Annotated in this window: 14 protein-coding genes and 1 pseudogene; all 15 read right to left on the reverse strand. The window is 64.1% G+C overall.

Annotation, left to right across the window (positions count from 1 at the left end; genetic code table 11):
• Positions 1–33: 33 nt before the first annotated feature.
• Positions 34–2,088, reverse strand: a complete 2,055-nt coding sequence (gene paaZ / locus ACF8O8_RS17000) for a phenylacetic acid degradation bifunctional protein PaaZ (RefSeq protein ID WP_010954151.1) — start codon at positions 2,086–2,088, stop codon at positions 34–36.
• A 37-nt stretch (positions 2,089–2,125) separates the two neighbouring features.
• Positions 2,126–3,358, reverse strand: a complete 1,233-nt coding sequence (locus ACF8O8_RS17005) for an OprD family porin (protein ID WP_392510036.1) — start codon at positions 3,356–3,358, stop codon at positions 2,126–2,128.
• 39 nt (positions 3,359–3,397) lie between these two features.
• Positions 3,398–4,966, reverse strand: a pseudogene (locus ACF8O8_RS17010) (cation acetate symporter); the annotation flags it as partial.
• Positions 4,957–5,265, reverse strand: coding sequence for a DUF485 domain-containing protein (locus tag ACF8O8_RS17015; RefSeq protein ID WP_004374508.1), 309 nt, complete (start codon positions 5,263–5,265; stop codon positions 4,957–4,959). The gene ACF8O8_RS17015 and the pseudogene ACF8O8_RS17010, both read right to left, overlap by 10 nt.
• Before the next feature lie 152 nt (positions 5,266–5,417).
• Positions 5,418–6,494 (reverse strand): 1,2-phenylacetyl-CoA epoxidase subunit PaaE, encoded by a 1,077-nt coding sequence (gene paaE / locus ACF8O8_RS17020; protein WP_010954154.1) that lies wholly within the window; start codon positions 6,492–6,494, stop codon positions 5,418–5,420.
• Positions 6,495–6,509: 15 nt separating this feature from the next.
• On the reverse strand, positions 6,510–7,043 hold the full coding sequence (paaD, locus tag ACF8O8_RS17025) for a 1,2-phenylacetyl-CoA epoxidase subunit PaaD (RefSeq protein ID WP_350297886.1): 534 nt from the start codon (positions 7,041–7,043) through the stop codon (positions 6,510–6,512).
• A complete protein-coding gene (gene paaC / locus ACF8O8_RS17030; protein WP_010954156.1) occupies positions 7,030–7,788 on the reverse strand; it encodes a 1,2-phenylacetyl-CoA epoxidase subunit PaaC in 759 nt (252 codons plus the stop codon). The genes paaD and paaC overlap by 14 nt, the downstream gene beginning before the upstream one ends.
• A gap of 8 nt (positions 7,789–7,796) precedes the next feature.
• On the reverse strand, positions 7,797–8,078 hold the full coding sequence (gene paaB / locus ACF8O8_RS17035; RefSeq protein ID WP_004374528.1) for a 1,2-phenylacetyl-CoA epoxidase subunit PaaB: 282 nt from the start codon (positions 8,076–8,078) through the stop codon (positions 7,797–7,799).
• Between the two features lie 25 nt (positions 8,079–8,103).
• Positions 8,104–9,093, reverse strand: a complete 990-nt coding sequence (gene paaA, locus ACF8O8_RS17040; RefSeq protein ID WP_010954157.1) for a 1,2-phenylacetyl-CoA epoxidase subunit PaaA — start codon at positions 9,091–9,093, stop codon at positions 8,104–8,106.
• Between the two features lie 198 nt (positions 9,094–9,291).
• A complete protein-coding gene (gene paaK / locus ACF8O8_RS17045; RefSeq protein WP_010954158.1) occupies positions 9,292–10,611 on the reverse strand; it encodes a phenylacetate--CoA ligase PaaK in 1,320 nt (439 codons plus the stop codon).
• Between the two features lie 121 nt (positions 10,612–10,732).
• Positions 10,733–11,953: a 3-oxoadipyl-CoA thiolase gene (gene pcaF / locus ACF8O8_RS17050; protein ID WP_392510037.1), complete on the reverse strand. Its 1,221-nt coding sequence runs from the start codon at positions 11,951–11,953 to the stop codon at positions 10,733–10,735.
• Positions 11,946–12,386 carry a hydroxyphenylacetyl-CoA thioesterase PaaI gene (paaI, locus tag ACF8O8_RS17055; protein WP_010954160.1) on the reverse strand — a complete coding sequence of 147 codons (441 nt, stop codon included), beginning with the start codon at positions 12,384–12,386 and terminating at the stop codon, positions 11,946–11,948. Before paaI ends, pcaF begins: the two co-directional genes overlap by 8 nt.
• The gene (gene paaH / locus ACF8O8_RS17060) at positions 12,379–13,896 is read right to left on the reverse strand and encodes a 3-hydroxyacyl-CoA dehydrogenase PaaH (protein ID WP_392510038.1); all 1,518 of its coding nucleotides are present in this window, start codon (positions 13,894–13,896) and stop codon (positions 12,379–12,381) included. Before paaH ends, paaI begins: the two co-directional genes overlap by 8 nt.
• A 2-nt stretch (positions 13,897–13,898) precedes the next feature.
• Positions 13,899–14,690, reverse strand: coding sequence for a 2-(1,2-epoxy-1,2-dihydrophenyl)acetyl-CoA isomerase PaaG (paaG, locus tag ACF8O8_RS17065; RefSeq protein ID WP_392510039.1), 792 nt, complete (start codon positions 14,688–14,690; stop codon positions 13,899–13,901).
• A gap of 34 nt (positions 14,691–14,724) precedes the next feature.
• Positions 14,725–15,498 carry a 2,3-dehydroadipyl-CoA hydratase PaaF gene (gene paaF / locus ACF8O8_RS17070; protein ID WP_010954163.1) on the reverse strand — a complete coding sequence of 258 codons (774 nt, stop codon included), beginning with the start codon at positions 15,496–15,498 and terminating at the stop codon, positions 14,725–14,727.
• Positions 15,499–15,605: the final 107 nt, after the last annotated feature.

Raw genomic sequence — 15,605 nt, forward strand, 5'->3', positions numbered from 1 at the left:
CTTGCCCGAGAAGAGGCCAGTGGCTTCTACACATCATGCTGGTTTTTTCAGCACCAAGGTCAGGATGTCATAGCTGGCCACCAATTCACCCAGCTGATTGGTTACTTCCACATCCCACGCCACCACCCCCTGCGGCTGCCCCAGCGGGCTGGTCTTGCCCTGGTCGATCTTGCGCTTGCAGGTCAGGCGCGCCTGGATGGTATCGCCAATGCCCACCGGGTTGATGAAGCGCAGGGTGTCCAGCCCATAGTTGGCCAATACCGGTCCGGCGCCGGGCGACACGAACAGCCCGGCCGCTGCCGACAGTACGAAGTAACCGTGGGCAATGCGTTTACCGAACTGCGAGGCCTTGGCGGCGATTTCGTCGAAGTGCATGTAGAAATGGTCGCCTGACAGGCAGCCGAAATTGACCAAGTCAGCTTCTGTCACGGTGCGGCGATGGGTGAGCAGCGACTCGCCGACACGCAGCTGCTCGAAGTAGCGACGGAACGGGTGTACTTCGGTTTCGATCACTTCGCCGCCGCGCACGTACTCGCCGGTGACCGCCGTGAGCATGCTCGGCGAGCCTTGTACTGCAGCGCGCTGCAGGTAGTGCTTCACCGCACGCAGGCCTCCCAGCTCTTCACCACCGCCGGCGCGGCCCGGGCCACCGTGCTTGAGCTGCGGCAGCGGCGAGCCGTGACCGGTGGACTCCTTGGCAGCCTGGCTATCGAGCACCAGCAGCCGGCCATGCCAGGCAGCAGCCACCGGGATAGCCTTGGCGGCCACGCTGCGGTCGGCGGTGACCAGGGTCGCCACCAGGCTGCCTTTGCCACGGGCAGCCAGTGCCAAGGCTTCGTCGAGGTCGTCATAGGCCATCAGCGTACTGACCGGGCCGAACGCTTCGATATCGTGGGCGCCGCCCTCGGCATGCGGATCGCGGGCCTGCAACAAGGTTGGCGCAAAGAACGCGCCTTCAGCCACGCCTTCGCCCCGCGGGGCAAAGCCATCGCTGGCGCCGAACAGCTGGTCACAACTCTGCAGCAGGCTGCGCACCCGCTCGCCGACATCGCGCTGCTGGTCATGGGAGGCCAGGGCGCCCATGCGCACACCTTCAAGCGACGGGTCGCCAACCACGACCTTGCTCAGGCGCTCGCGCAGGCGGGTGGCAACGGCATCCAGGTGCCTGGCCGGGACGATCGCACGGCGTATGGCGGTGCACTTCTGCCCGGCTTTAGTGGTCATTTCACGCACCACTTCCTTGATGTACAGGTCAAACTCTTCGCTGTCCGGACTCACGTCCGGGCCGAGGATGGCGCAGTTGAGCGAGTCGGCCTCGGCGGTGAACGGCACCGAGTTGCGAATCAGGTTGGGCGTCACGCGCAGTTTCGCGGCAGTGTCGGCGGAGCCGGTGAAGGTCACCACGTCCTGCCCCTGCAGGCGGTCGAGCAGGTCGCCGGTGCTGCCGATAACCAGCTGCAGGCTGCCTTCGGGTAGCAGGCCAGAGGCATTCATCAGGCGTACCACGGCCTCGGTCAAATAGCTGGTCGAGGTCGCCGGCTTGACGATGCAGGGCATACCGGCGAGGAACGTCGGGGCAAACTTTTCCAGCATGCCCCAGATGGGGAAGTTGAACGCGTTGATGTGCACCGCAACGCCTGCCCGTGGCACCAGGATATGACTACCGGCGAAATGGCCTTGCTTGCCCAACGGTATGGCTGGGCCCTCGTGCACCAGGTTACCCGACGGCAGCTCGCGGCTGCCGATACCGGCATAGGAGAACAGCGTGGCGTTGCCGCCTTCGATGTCGATCCAGCTGTCAGCCCGGGTGGCGCCGCTGTGGTGCGACAGGGCGTAGAGCTGCTCCTTGCATTCGGCCAGGTACAGGGCCAGGGCTTTGAGGCGTTGGGCACGTTGTTGGAAATCCATGCCCATCAGCGAAGCAAGGCCGCGTGCACGCGCGTAGTCCACAGCTTCGGCGAAGTCCGGGCGCTCTTCATGGCTGTAGGCCAGTACGTGGCCGTCGAGGGCGCTGCGCAAGGCCTGGGCGCCGTGCTGGCCTAGCCAACGGCCGGCGATGAAACTTTGCAGAGTAGGGGCGGCAGACATGCTGTTCTCCATGCTGTTCAAAATGTGAGAGGCGCTGTTACCACAGCGCCAGGGTGTAGCCGATGATCAGGCGGTTTTCGTCCACGGCGTTGGTCAGGCCGTTGCCGGAGCGGAAGGTGACATTGCGCCAGCGCAGGCTGACGTCCTTGAACGGGCCACTCTGGATGACATACGTGATGTCGGTGTCGCGCTCGCGCTCGCGGCCATTGGTCACGGTGGCAGTTTCCGCGTGGCGACCGTCGGTATAGCGGGTCATGAAACTCAGGCCGGGGATGCCCATGGCAACGAAGTCGTAGTCGTAGCGCACTTGCCAAGAGTCCAGCCCGGCGCGGGTGAAGGTGTTGTAGGTGACCAGGTTGACGGTGAACGGGTCGCCGCCGTTGACGAACGGGAAGGCGCTGTCACCGGACATCTGCTGCCAGGTGGCGGTGAACTTGTGCGCCCGCACGCCCAGGGTGAACATGGCGTTGAAGTTACGGTTGTCGATGTTGCCGGCACGCTCGGCACCGTCATTGCGGCTGTCGAAGTAGCGCAGGTCACTGCGCAGGCTCACACCTTCTGCCAGTGGGCGGGTGTCGATCAGCCCGACGAACTGCTGACGGTAGATGTCCTGGAGCTTGGCGTAGTAATAGCTGACCGTGGTTTGCGGGGTGATGGCGTAGCTGCCACCACCAAAGTCCAGGTGGTCACTGCTGGCAGCGCCATAGCCGATGTCGTCGCGGCCAGAGGAGTCACGCAGGTTGGCCTTGGTCAGGCGTCCGGCATTGAAGGTGAGGCCATCGAGGTCCTGACTGGTGAGCAGGCCACCCTGGAAGGTGGACGCCAGCAGGCGGGTGTCGTTGTACACCACCACCGGCAGGATCGGCTGCAAGGTGCCCAGCCGCAAGGTGCTCTTGGACACACGTACCTTGCCGGTCAGGCCCAGCTCGCTGTAGTCGTCGACCGGTTCGTGACTGTTCGGGCCAAAAGGCAGCAGGCCGGTGTTGCGACGGTCGCGGCTGGAGTCGAGCTTGATGCCCAACTGGCCCAGGGCGTCCACGCCAAAGCCGACCGGGCCTTCGGTGAAGCCCGATTCCAGCTTGGCGGTAAAGCCCTGGCCCCATTCTTCGGCCTTGGCCTGCGGGGCGTTGCTCTGGCGAAAATCACGGTTGATGTAGTGATTGCGCAGCTCCAGGCGTGCATGGCTGTCGCCGATGAAGTCGGCCAGCGCGGGCATCGGCAGGGCGAGGGTGGCCAGCCAGGCGGCTGACAGGAAGTGTGTGCGGTTCATTGTTGTTGTTTTACCCGACATGTCTGTTCGTCCTTGCAGTCAGTGTTTGCTGGCGCCAGCCGCACCGATACCGGTCATGGAGCGGATGAACTGGCCCAGGTAGCGACCACGCTCTTCAACGGCACGTTCGGAGCTGTCGGTAACCGAGAACACCCAGGCACTGAGGAAGGCCAGGCTCATGGAGAACAGCGCAGGGTTGCTGTAGGGGAACAGCGCCGTTTCGTTGTGCAGCACGTTGACCCACACCGCCGGGCCCAGCACCACCAACAGCACCGCCGAGACCAGCCCGGCCATGCTGCCGCACACCGCGCCGCGGGTGGTCAGGCCTTTCCAGAACATGGAAAGGAGCAGCACCGGGAAGTTGACCGAAGCGGCCACCGCCAGCACCAGGCCGGAGAGGAAGGCAATGTTCTGCGACTCGAACATCAGGCCCAGGATCACCGCCAGCAGGCCGATGACCAGCGTGGCAATGCGTGACACGCGCATTTCCTCTTGCTCGGTAGCCTTGCCTTTGCGCATCACGCAGGCATACAGGTCGTGGGACACCGCCGATGCCCCGGACAGCGCAAGGCCAGCGACCACAGCCAGAATGGTGGCGAAGGCGACGGCTGAGATGAAGCCGAGGAACAGGTTGCCACCCACGGCCTGGGCCAGGTGCACGGCGACCATGTTGCCGCCACCGATGATGGCGCCAGTGGCGTCGCGGTAGGACGGCTCGGTGCCGACCATGACAATGGCGCCAAAGCCGACAACGATCAGCAACAGGTAGAAGTAACCAATGAAACCGGTGGCGTAGAACACGCTCTTGCGTGCTTCCTTGGCATCACTGACTGTGAAGAAGCGCATCAGGATATGCGGCAGGCCAGCGGTACCGAACATCATGCCCAAACCAAGGGAAATAGCGTCCACCGGGTTGGACAACAAGCCGCCTGGGGCCATGATCGCCTGGCCCTTGGCATGCACGGCCACGGCGCTGGCAAACATGGCCTCGGTGCTGAAGCCGAAGTGCTTGAGCACCATGAAGGCCATGAAACTGGTGCCCGACAGCAGCATTACCGCCTTGATGATCTGCACCCAGGTGGTGGCGAGCATGCCACCGAAGGTGACATAGGCAACCATCAGCACACCGACCAGCATCACGGCGTACAGGTAGCTGATGCCGAACAGCAGCTCGATCAGCTTGCCGGCGCCGACCATTTGCGCCACCAGGTACATCAGCGCCACCACCAGGGTGCCGAAAGCCGAGGTCAAGCGCACCGGGGTTTGCGCCAGCCGGTAGCTGACCACGTCGGCGAAGGTGTACTTGCCCAGGTTGCGCAGGCGCTCGGCAATCAGGAACAGGATGATCGGCCAGCCCGCCAGGACACCGAGGGCATACAACAGGCCGTCGTAGCCGTTCATGAACATCATCGCGGAAATGCCCAGGAACGAAGCGGCACTGATCATGTCGCCCGCGATCGCCAGGCCGTTCTGCATGCCGCTCAAGCCGCCGCCGGCGGTGTAGAAGTCGCTGGCCGAGCGGGTGCGCAGGGCAGCCCAGCGGGTGACCAGCAGGGTGAAGCAGACAAACACCATGAACATCGAAATGGCGGTCCAGTTCATTGTGCGCACTCCTGCTTGACCTTGTCGTTGAGCGGGTCGAGCACGTTGTTGGCGCGGTGTACGTAGATGCCGGTCAGGGCAAAGGACAGCAGCACCATCAGCACGCCCACCAGCATGCCGACCGTGGTCACGCCGCCGCTGAGGGACTGGCCGAGGGTGCTGGGCGAAAACGCAACCAGCAGGACGAAGCCGTAGTAGACCACCAGCATGGCCAGGGTCAGGCTGCCGTTAAGGCGGCGTTTGCGCCGCACCAGGTGCTGGAAGTCGGGGTGGTTGGCGATGCTTTCTATGCGTTCGGGTGTCATGGCAAGCGATCTCTTGGTTTTGTAATTGTTGTGTTGAGGTCACGCGGGGTATTGCGTTGCTGCTCAGGCCCTCTTCGCAGGTAAGGATGCCGCCCTAAGGCCCTGCGCAGGCCCTGTAGGAGCGGGTTTACCCGCGAAGCAGTCGCCTCGGTCTACAGCTGGTCGAAATCAAGCACCACCTTGTCACTCACCGGGTAGGTCTGGCACGACAGCACATACCCGGCCGCCACTTCGTAGTCTTCGAGGGCATGGTTGCTGTCCATCTCCACTTCGCCCTCGATCACTCGGCACTTGCAGGTGGAGCACACGCCGGCCTTGCACGAGTAGGGCAGCTCGGCGCCGATGGCATTGCCGGCGTCCAGCACGTTCTGGGTGTTGCGCGGCAGGTCGAAGCTCAGTGCCCGGCCGTCGCTGATCACGGTGATATGGCTAAGCGCCGAATCCACCTGGCGTGCCGCCTCACGGGCTTCGCGGCGGGCCTCGCTGCCGGCGGCGGCGAACAGCTCGAAGTGAATGCGTTCCTTGGCCATGCCGTTGGCCTGCAGGCTGTCACGCACGGTCTCGGTCATCGCCTGCGGGCCGCAGATGAACGCCGCGTCCAGGCCGGCAACGTCCAGCCAGCGCGAAAACAGCTGGCCGCATTTGTCGGCGTCGATGCGGCCGTTGTACAGGTCGACATCCTGCTGTTCGCGGCTGAACACGAAAATCAGGTTCAAGCGGTCGAGGTAACGGTTTTTCAGGTCTTCGAGCTTGTCGCGGAACAGCGCCCCCGAACTGGAGCGGTTGCCGTACAGCAAGGTGAAACGGCTGTGCGGCTCGCTGGCCAGCGTAGTGGCGATGATCGACAGTATCGGGGTGATGCCGCTGCCGGCAGCTACCCCCAGATAGTTGCCCTGGCGAGCCGGGTCCAAAGGCACGAAGAAGCTACCCGATGGCGGCATCACTTCCAGCTGCTGACCGGCCTTGAGCACTTCATTGGCAAACGCCGAGAAGCGCCCGCCCGGCACGCGCTTGACGGCCACGCGCAGCTCGCCGTCCTGCACGGCGCTGCAGATGGAGTAGGAGCGGCGGACTTCTTCGTTGTCCAGCTGGGTACGCATGACCAGGTACTGGCCCTGAGTGAAGCGGAACTGGCCCTGCAGGTGCTCGGGCACATCGAAGGCAATCGATACCGCATCACGGGTCTCATTGCGCACTTGCTTGATGGTCAGGCTGTGAAACTGGCTCATGGTGGTCTCCACGGCTCAAATGCATTTGAAATAGTCGAATGGCTCCAGGCACTCGCGGCAGCGGTACAGCGCCTTGCAGGCCGTGGAGCCGAACTGGCTGAGCAATTCGGTATGGGCGTTGCCGCATTGCGGGCAGCACACCTGGGGGGCTTCGCCGAGCAGGCTGCGCTTGCTGGCGCTGCCTTGCGGCGGCGCAATGCCATAAGCGCGCAGGCGCTCGCGGCCCAGTTCGGTGATCCAGTCGGTGCTCCAGGCCGGGGTCAGCCGGCGCTCCAGCTCTGGCGCGCTGAAGCCGGCCTGTTCCAGCGCCTGGCGGATATCCCCTTCGATGACTTCGGTGGCCGGGCAGCCAGAGTAGGTCGGGGTAACCACCAGGTGCAGGTGGCCGGCGCGCCAATCGACATCGCGCACGATCCCCAGGTCGACCACGCTGACCACCGGCACTTCAGGGTCCATGACCTGGCCCAATACCGCCCAGGCACGGGCCACGTCGTCGCCTTGCTGTGCCCGTGCGCCGCGGTCGCCGGCAATCAGTTCACCAGGTTGCATCGGGGTAGGCCCTTGGCAGGAACTGCATTTCGGCCAGCAGCAGGCCCAGATGCTCGGTGTGCAGGCCTTTGCGGCCATCCAGGTAGAAGTGGCTGGCGGCCTTGGGCAGCGGCAGTTCGACCGAAGCAAACGTCGCGGCGACCTGCTTCAGCCAGGTGGCGCCGACGGTCGCTGGGTCGGCGGCGATACCGCATTCCGCCAGACGGACTTCGTTGTCGCTGCCAGCAGCGAGTTCGACGGTGAAGCGCCACAGTGCCGGGACGGCGGCGAGCATGCGCTGGCGGCTGGCATCGGTACCACCGCCCAGCCGTTGTACCCACTCGCTGGACCGGCGCAGGTGGTAGGTGACTTCCTTCAGGGCCTTGGCGGCAATCCCCGCGATTCGCGCATCGCTGGACTCGACCAACCCCTGCAGCACGGCGAAGTGCCACGCGTCGTAGAGGAACTGCTTGGTCATGGTCACGGCAAAATCACCGTTGGGTTGCTCGACCAGCAGCAGGTTGCGGTAGGCGCGCTCGTCACGGCGGAACGCCAGGGCATCGGCATCTCGGCCATCGTCGAGCAGCTCGGCGGCATACTCCAGCCAGTTGCGGGCCTGGCCGACCAGATCGAGGCCGACGTTCATCAGGGCCAGCTCTTCCTCGATGGCCGGGGCACGGCCACACCATTCGCAGAGGCGCTGGCCCTGGACCAGGGCGCTGTCGCCGAGCAACAGCAGGTAGGGGATAAGGGCTTCTTTATGCATGGCCCACCTCACATGTGTCCGACTTCGTCGGGCAGCTCGTAGAAGCTGGCATGGCGATAGACCTTGTCGTCCGAGGGGGCGAACAGCGGGTCTTTCTCGTCGGGAGAGGAGGCGGTGATCAGCGCCGAAGGCACCACCCACAGACTCACACCTTCGCTACGGCGGGTGTAGAGCTCGCGGGCGTTCTCGATGGCCATGGCGGCATCGGCGGCGTGCACGCTGCCGACATGTTTGTGGTTAAGGCCGTGCTTGCTGCGCACGAACACTTCGTAGAGGGTCCAGACAGACATTTTCGATCTCCGCATCTATCGCCGCTCAGGCGGCGTTCTTGTTCTGTTGCTTGCGCGCATAGGCCACTGCGGCCTCGCGTACCCAGGCGCCGTCCTCGATGGCCTTGCGCCGGGTGGCGACACGCTCCAGGTTGCATGGGCCATTGCCCTTGATCACTTCGTAGAACTCGTCCCACTGGATTTCGCCAAAGTCGTAGTGGCCGCGCTCGGCGTTCCACTTCAGCTCAGGGTCAGGCGCAGTGCAGCCAAGCAGTTCCAGCTGCGGCACGGTCTGGTCGATGAAGCGCTGGCGCAGTTCGTCGTTGGTCTGGCGTTTGATCTTCCAGGCCATCGACTGGGCGCTGTTGGGCGAGTGTTCATCGCTCGGGCCGAACATCATCAGCGCCGGCCACCACAGGCGGTTGATGGCGTCCTGAACCATGTCGCGCTGGGCTTGGGTGCCCTGGCGCATCATGGTCAGGAGCATTTCGTAGCCCTGGCGCTGGTGGAAGCTCTCTTCCTTGCAGATACGGATCATCGCGCGGGAGTAGGGGCCGTAAGAGGTGCGCTGCAGTACCACCTGGTTGACGATGGCGGCGCCGTCCACCAGCCAGCCCACAGCGCCCATGTCGGCCCAGCTGAGGGTGGGGTAGTTGAAGATGCTCGAGTACTTGGCCTTGCCGCTGTGCAGTTTGGCGATTTCTTCGTCGCGGTCAGCCCCCAGGGTTTCCATGGCGCTGTACAGGTAAAGGCCGTGGCCGGCTTCGTCCTGAATCTTGGCCATCAGCTGCAGTTTGCGCTTGAGGCTGGGGGCACGGGTGACCCAGTTGCCTTCGGGCAGCATGCCGACGATTTCAGAGTGGGCGTGCTGGGAGATCTGCCGGATGAGGGTCTGGCGGTAGGCCTCGGGCATCCAGTTCTTGGCTTCGATCTTGATTTCGGCGTCGATCTTTTCCTGGAAGTTGCGTTCCTCGGGGGACATCTCTTCCAGCGACTTGATGCGCTTGACTCCGGTTTCCACTAGCTGTGCGTACATGTGCTGCGACTCCTGCTAAGGCATGAGTCATTTGTAAGCGATACAAAACATAACGTCAAACACATTTATGTGTATCAAGTAAGATTTGTGTATCACGTTTACAGCCAAGAGGGCTGTCGGGCTGCAGCGTATGCCCGGCAGAACGCAGGCAAAAAAAAGCCCCGGACAATGCCGGGGCCGAAATGGCAGCCGAATGGGTCAGCTGGCCAACCGTCTGTCGAACACGTGGCACGCCTTGCCCTCGGAGCGCTTGAGCGTGCCGCAGGGCTGCAGGTGCACCTGGGTGCTGATACCGATGTAAGTCTTGATCTGCTTGCTCAACTCCCCGACAACCAGCTTGCGCTGGCCCTCGTCAAGGTGCTGGCACTCTGCACGCAGCTCCACGTGCACCTGGACACTGTCCAGATTTCCATTGCGATACAGATGAATCTCATAAAGCTCAGAAAGCTGTTTTATTTTTAGCACCTGTTCCTCGATCTGAGTCGGGAACACATTGACCCCGCGAATGATCAGCATGTCGTCACTGCGGCCGGTGATCTTGCCGATCCGCCGCATCGGCCGAGCGGTGCCTGGCAGCAGCCGGGTGAGGTCGCGGGTGCGGTAGCGCACCATCGGCAATGCCTCCTTGCTCAGCGAGGTGAATACCAGCTCGCCCAGTTGGCCATCCGGCAGCACTTCGCCGGTGGCAGGGTCGATGATTTCGGGATAGAAGTGGTCTTCCCAGATGGTCGGGCCGTCCTTGGTCTCTATGCACTCCATTGCCACCCCGGGCCCCATGATTTCCGAAAGGCCGTAGATATCGAGGGCATTGATGCCCATACGCTGCTCAATCGAGCGGCGCAGCTCATCGGTCCACGGCTCGGCACCAAAAATGCCCAGGCGCAGCTTGAGGTCGTGCGGGTCGATGCCCTGGCGCTCGATTTCATCAGCCAGGTTGAGCATGTAGGATGGGGTGACCATGATGATGTCGGGGTGGAAGTCGCGAATCAGCTGCACCTGCTTTTCGGTCTGGCCACCGGACATGGGGATCACGGTGCAGCCCAGGCGTTCGGCACCGTAGTGCGCGCCGAGCCCGCCGGTGAACAGCCCGTAGCCGTAGGACACATGCACCTTGTCACCTTTGCGCCCGCCGGCCGCACGAATCGAACGGGCAACCACATTGGCCCAGGTGTCGATATCGTTCTGGGTGTAGCCGACCACCGTCGGCTTTCCGGTGGTGCCACTGGAGGCATGCAGGCGCACCACTTCTTCCTGGGGCACGGCAAACATGCCGTAGGGGTAGTTGTCGCGCAGGTCGTTCTTGCCGGTGAAGGGGAACTTCGCCAGGTCTTCCAGGCACTTGAGGTCATCAGGGTGGATGCCGTACTCGGCAAAGCGCTGGCGGTACAATGGCACATTGTCGTAGGCGTGCTTCAGGCTCCAGCGCAGACGCTCCAGCTGGTGCTGGCGCAGGGCATCGACGCTGGCGGTTTCCATCGGGTCCAGCAGGGCACGATCGGCATCATGGTACATGTTCATGGCTTCACTCGAATTGTTCTTGTACGCCGCGCGCCAGCGGTTGCAGGCCACGCGGTGAGTGTCATGGAGGCAGCATATACGGCTGCGTTCAGTTCGGTAACAAGCGCAGGGTCTGAACCGCTCAGAGGCGCTCGATGATCATGGCAATGCCTTGGCCTACGCCGATGCACATGGTGCACAGGGCGTAGCGGCCGGCCGTTTCTTCAAGCTCGTGCAAGGCAGTGGTCACCAACCGGGCACCGCTCATGCCCAGGGGATGGCCCAGGGCGATGGCGCCGCCGTTGCGGTTGACTCGCGGGTCGTCGTCGGCCAGGCCCAGCTCGCGCAACACGGCCAGCCCCTGGGCGGCAAAGGCCTCGTTGAGTTCGATGACATCCATGTCAGCCAGTGCCAGGCCGGTGAGCGCCAGCACCTTACGGGTCGCAGGCACCGGTCCGATGCCCATCAGCCTGGGCTCAACCCCGGCCACAGCCATGCCGACGATGCGCCCGCGCGCCTTCAGGCCGTGGCGGCGGGCCGCGGCGCTGCTGGCCAGCAGCAGGGCGCAAGCGCCGTCATTCACGCCGGAGGCATTACCGGCCGTTACGCTGCCGCCTTCACGAAACGGCGTGCCGAGCCGAGCCAACTGCTCCAGCGTGGTGTCGCCGCGCGGGTGCTCGTCATGCTCGACCACTTTGGACGGACCTTTACGCTGCGGGATTTCGACCGGCACGATTTCCCGCGCCAGGCGGCCGCGGGCCTGAGCGGCTGCAGCCTTGTGCTGGCTGCGCAGGGCAAAGGCATCCTGATCGGCGCGCGAGATGCCGAACTGTTCAGCCACGTTTTCGGCCGTTTCCGGCATCGAATCAATGCCGTAGGCGGCCATCATCAGCGGGTTGACGAAACGCCAGCCGATCGTGGTGTCGAACAGCTCGGCCGCACGCCCGAATGCCTGCTCCGACTTACCCATCACAAACGGCGCACGCGACATGGATTCCACACCGCCGGCCAGCATGAGCCCCGCTTCACCACAGCGCAGGGCACGTGCCGCATTGCCGATGGCATCCAGGCCGGAACCGCACAGGCGGTTGATCGTGGTCCCTGGTACTTCGAGTGGCAGCCCGGCCAGCAGGCTCGCCATGTGGGCCACGTTGCGGTTGTCTTCGCCGGCCTGGTTGGCACAGCCGAAGATAACGTCATCAATGGCTTTCCAGTCCAGTTCGGGGTGACGCTGGATCAAGGCTTTGAGCGGGATGGCCGCCAGGTCGTCGGCGCGCACGCTGCTCAGGGCCCCGGCATAGCGGCCAATGGGGGTGCGCACGGCGTCGATGATCAAGGCATCGGCGTGGGTCGGTTCATTCATCTTGCGTCTCCTGCGCCAGCACGGTGCCGCGCACTTTGTAGGATTTGCCATGGAACATCGCCACCAGCTCACCGCGCTGGTTGTCGATGCGCACGTCGTACAGGCCGGTGCGGCCTTTGCGGCTGACTTCGCTGGCGTGGGCGGTGAGCACGTCATCGCGCAGCGCCGGGGCCAGGTAGTCGATGGTGCAGCCCAGCGCCACCGTGGCCTGGTCGTAGCTATTGCAGGCGAAGGCGAACGCCGAATCGGCCAACGCGAACAGGAAACCGCCATGGCAGGTGCCATGCCCCTGGATCATGTCGGCACGTACCGCCATGCGCAGGCTGGCCCGGCCCGGGCCGGCATCCAGCAGGCTGATACCCAGGCCCTGGGTGGCCGGGTCGCGGGCGTACATGGCGTCGGCACAGGCTTGTGCCAGTTGCTCTTCAGTCATGTAGGGTGCCTCCTTTGGCTTCACAGCGGCGTAACAACAGGGAAGGGCGGTAGCGGCTCTCGCCATAGCTGCACTGCAGGTTGTCGAGCACGCGCAGGGTATGGGCAATACCGATGTTCGCCGCCCAGGCCAGCGGGCCGCAGGGGTAATTGACGCCGGCGCGCATGGCCAGGTCGATGTCGGCGGCGCTGCCGACGCCCTGAAGCACCGCATCGGCGGCCTCGTTGGCAAGCATTGCCACGGTGCGCAGTACCACCAGGCCGGGCAGGTCGGCGACACCGGTCACTTTCAGGCCGGCACGCTGCAGCAGGGCTACGGCCTGGTCACGGGCGCTGTCGCTGGTATCCGCTGACCAGCTGATGGCAATGCGCGTGGCGCTGCTGTAGTCCAGCGCAAGGTCGAGCAGCACCAGGTTGCGCAGCCCGTCCTCACGGGCACGTTGGCTGGCCAGGCGGCCGTCGGACAGGGCCAGGGTGGCGTCGCCCACCTGGATCAGGCCACTACCGGCGCGCTGGGTCACGGCAATGCCGCTTTGGCAAAGGCGCTCGACCAGCGGCTGCATCACCCCCAGGTTGCCCTCGACAACGCAGGCCTCTGCGCAGGCGGAGCTGTGCAGTTCGGCCGGCTGCGGGCGCTCGACGCCTTCGGCATAGCGATAGAAGCCTTGGCCGGTCTTGCGCCCCAGGTGACCGGCGTCTACCAGTTCCTTCTGCACCAGCGAAGGCTGGAAGCGGAAATCGCCATAGAAAGCATCGAATACGGAACAGGTGACAGCGTAATTGACGTCATGGCCAATCAGGTCGGTCAGCTCGAACGCCCCCATGCGGAAGCCACCCGAGTCACGCATCAGCGCATCCAGGCTGGCGCAATCGGCGGCACCTTCCTGCAGCAGGCGCAGGCTTTCGGCATAGAACGGCCGCGCTACCCGGTTGACGATGAAGCCCGGTGTAGAGCGCGCATGGACCGGCTGCTTGCCCCAGGCCTGGGCAGTGGCGTAGATGCATGCGGCGACTGCAGGGTCGGTTGCCAGGCCCGACACCACCTCGACAAGCGCCATCAGCGGTGCCGGGTTGAAGAAGTGCATACCGACCACGTGCTGCGGGCGTTCAAGGCCAGCGGCGAGGCTGGTGATGGACAGTGACGAAGTATTGCTGGCAAGGATACAGTCGGCCGCGCACAGGGTTTCGAGCTGACTGAACAGCGCCTGCTTCACCTGCAGGTTTTCGACGATGGCTTCAATCACCAGGCCGGCATCTGCCAAGGCTTCGAGTGTATCGACCGGGCACAGGCGGGCATTGATCGTTTCGCGTTCAGCGGCCAGTAACTTTCCTTTGTCCACCAGCCGGGCGAGTTGGCGATCGATACCCGTCACCGCCTGGGCGGCAGCACCCGGGCGGTTGTCGTAGAGCTTGACGGAGTGGCCGGCCTGGGCCGCGACCTGGGCGATACCGGCGCCCATGGCGCCGGCACCGATCACCGCCACCTGCACATTGCTTGCGAGTGCGCCCATGTTCAGCGCCCCTTGAAGGCTGGCGTGCGTTTGTTCATGAAGGCGTTCACGCCTTCGCGGTAGTCCTCGCTGCGCCCTGCCAGGCGCTGCAGGTCGCGCTCCAGCTCCAGCTGCGCCTCAAAACCGTTGTCGAAACTGGCATTGAGGCTGCGCTTGATCAGTGTCAGACCGTAGGTGGGCTGGGCGGCGAGGTGGCGGGCGAGGGTGAGGGCTTCATCACGCAGCGCGGTATCATCCACCACGCGGTAGATCAGCCCCCATTGCTCGGCCTGTTCGGCGCCAAGGCGCTCGCCCAGCATGGCCAGCGCCTTGGCCCGGGCCATGCCGACCAAGCGCGGCAGCAGCCAGGTACCGCCGGAGTCCGGCACCAGGCCGATCTTGCAGAAGGCCTGGATGAAACTGGCCGAGCGGGCGGCCAGCACCAGGTCGCAGGCCAAGGGAATGTTGGCACCGGCACCGGCCGCCACGCCGTTGACCGCACAGATCACCGGCAAAGGCAGGTCGCGCAGGGTGCGCACCAGCGGGTTGTAGAACTTGTCGATCGACTGGCCCAGGTCTGGCATCTCGGCGCCTGGGGCAACGTTGCGGTCAGACAGGTCCTGGCCGGCGCAGAAGCCGCGGCCTTCAGCCGTCAGCAGCAGCACCCGCGCGACACTGCTCTGGCGCACTTGTCTGAGCGCTTCGCGCACCTCCAGGTGCATGGCCGTATTGAAGCTGTTCAGCTGCTCGGGGCGGTTCAATGAAAGGAAGGCAACGCCGTCCTCGATGGAAAACAGGATGTGCTGGAAAGTCATGACAGACTCGCTCCGTCAGTCGAGAGAATGAAGTTCAGCGCCCTTGGAAGCGGGCCTGGCGCTTTTCCTGGAAGGCGCGGATGCCTTCATCGCGGTCGGCGGTGCCCGCCAGCAGGGTGAAGGCATGGCGCTCGAAGCGCAGGCCGCTGGCCAGGTCGGTATCACCGGCCTTCAGTAACGCCTCCTTGGCCAGGCGCACAGCCAGCGGCGCTTTGGCGGCGATGCTGCGGGCAACCTGCATGGCGCGTTCTACGGTGAGTTCGGGCTGGGTGATTTCGCTGACCAGGCCGGCCTGCTGGGCGCGGAGGGCAGTGATGGCTTCCCCCGTCAGCACCATCTGCATGGCCAACGGCTTACCGACGGCACGTAACAGGCGCTGGGTGCCGCCAGCACCGGGGATGATGCCAAGGTTGATTTCCGGCTGGCCGAAACGGGCGTCGGTACTGGCGATGACGATGTCGGCGCACATTGCCAGTTCGCAACCGCCACCCAGGGCATAGCCGTTGACTGCAGCAATCAGCGGTTTGGCGAATGCGGCGATGCTTTGCCAATGCGCTACGCGCGGGTCATTGAGGATGCCGACCAGGTCGCGATCGGCCATCTCGCGGATGTCGGCGCCTGCGGCGAATGCCTTGGCGCTGCCGGTAATCACTGTGGCACGGACATGCTCGTCGTTCCCGGCAGCCTGCAGCGCAGCGGCCAGTTCTGCCAGTAGCTCGGTGCACAGGGCATTCAAGGCCTCGGGCCGTTGCAGGGTAATGAGCTGAACGCCATGTTCGGGCGCCTGCACATCGATATATCGCGGCATCTCGGGTTCCTCTGGCTGCACGCACGGCACATCGCTTGGCCGGCATTTTTTGGAATTGTTTGCAGGGACGTAATGCGGGATCACGACCAGGTGTGGTCAGTATATGC

Source organism: Pseudomonas sp. TYF_14 (assembly GCF_043105275.1).
GTDB lineage: Bacteria > Pseudomonadota > Gammaproteobacteria > Pseudomonadales > Pseudomonadaceae > Aquipseudomonas > Aquipseudomonas alloputida.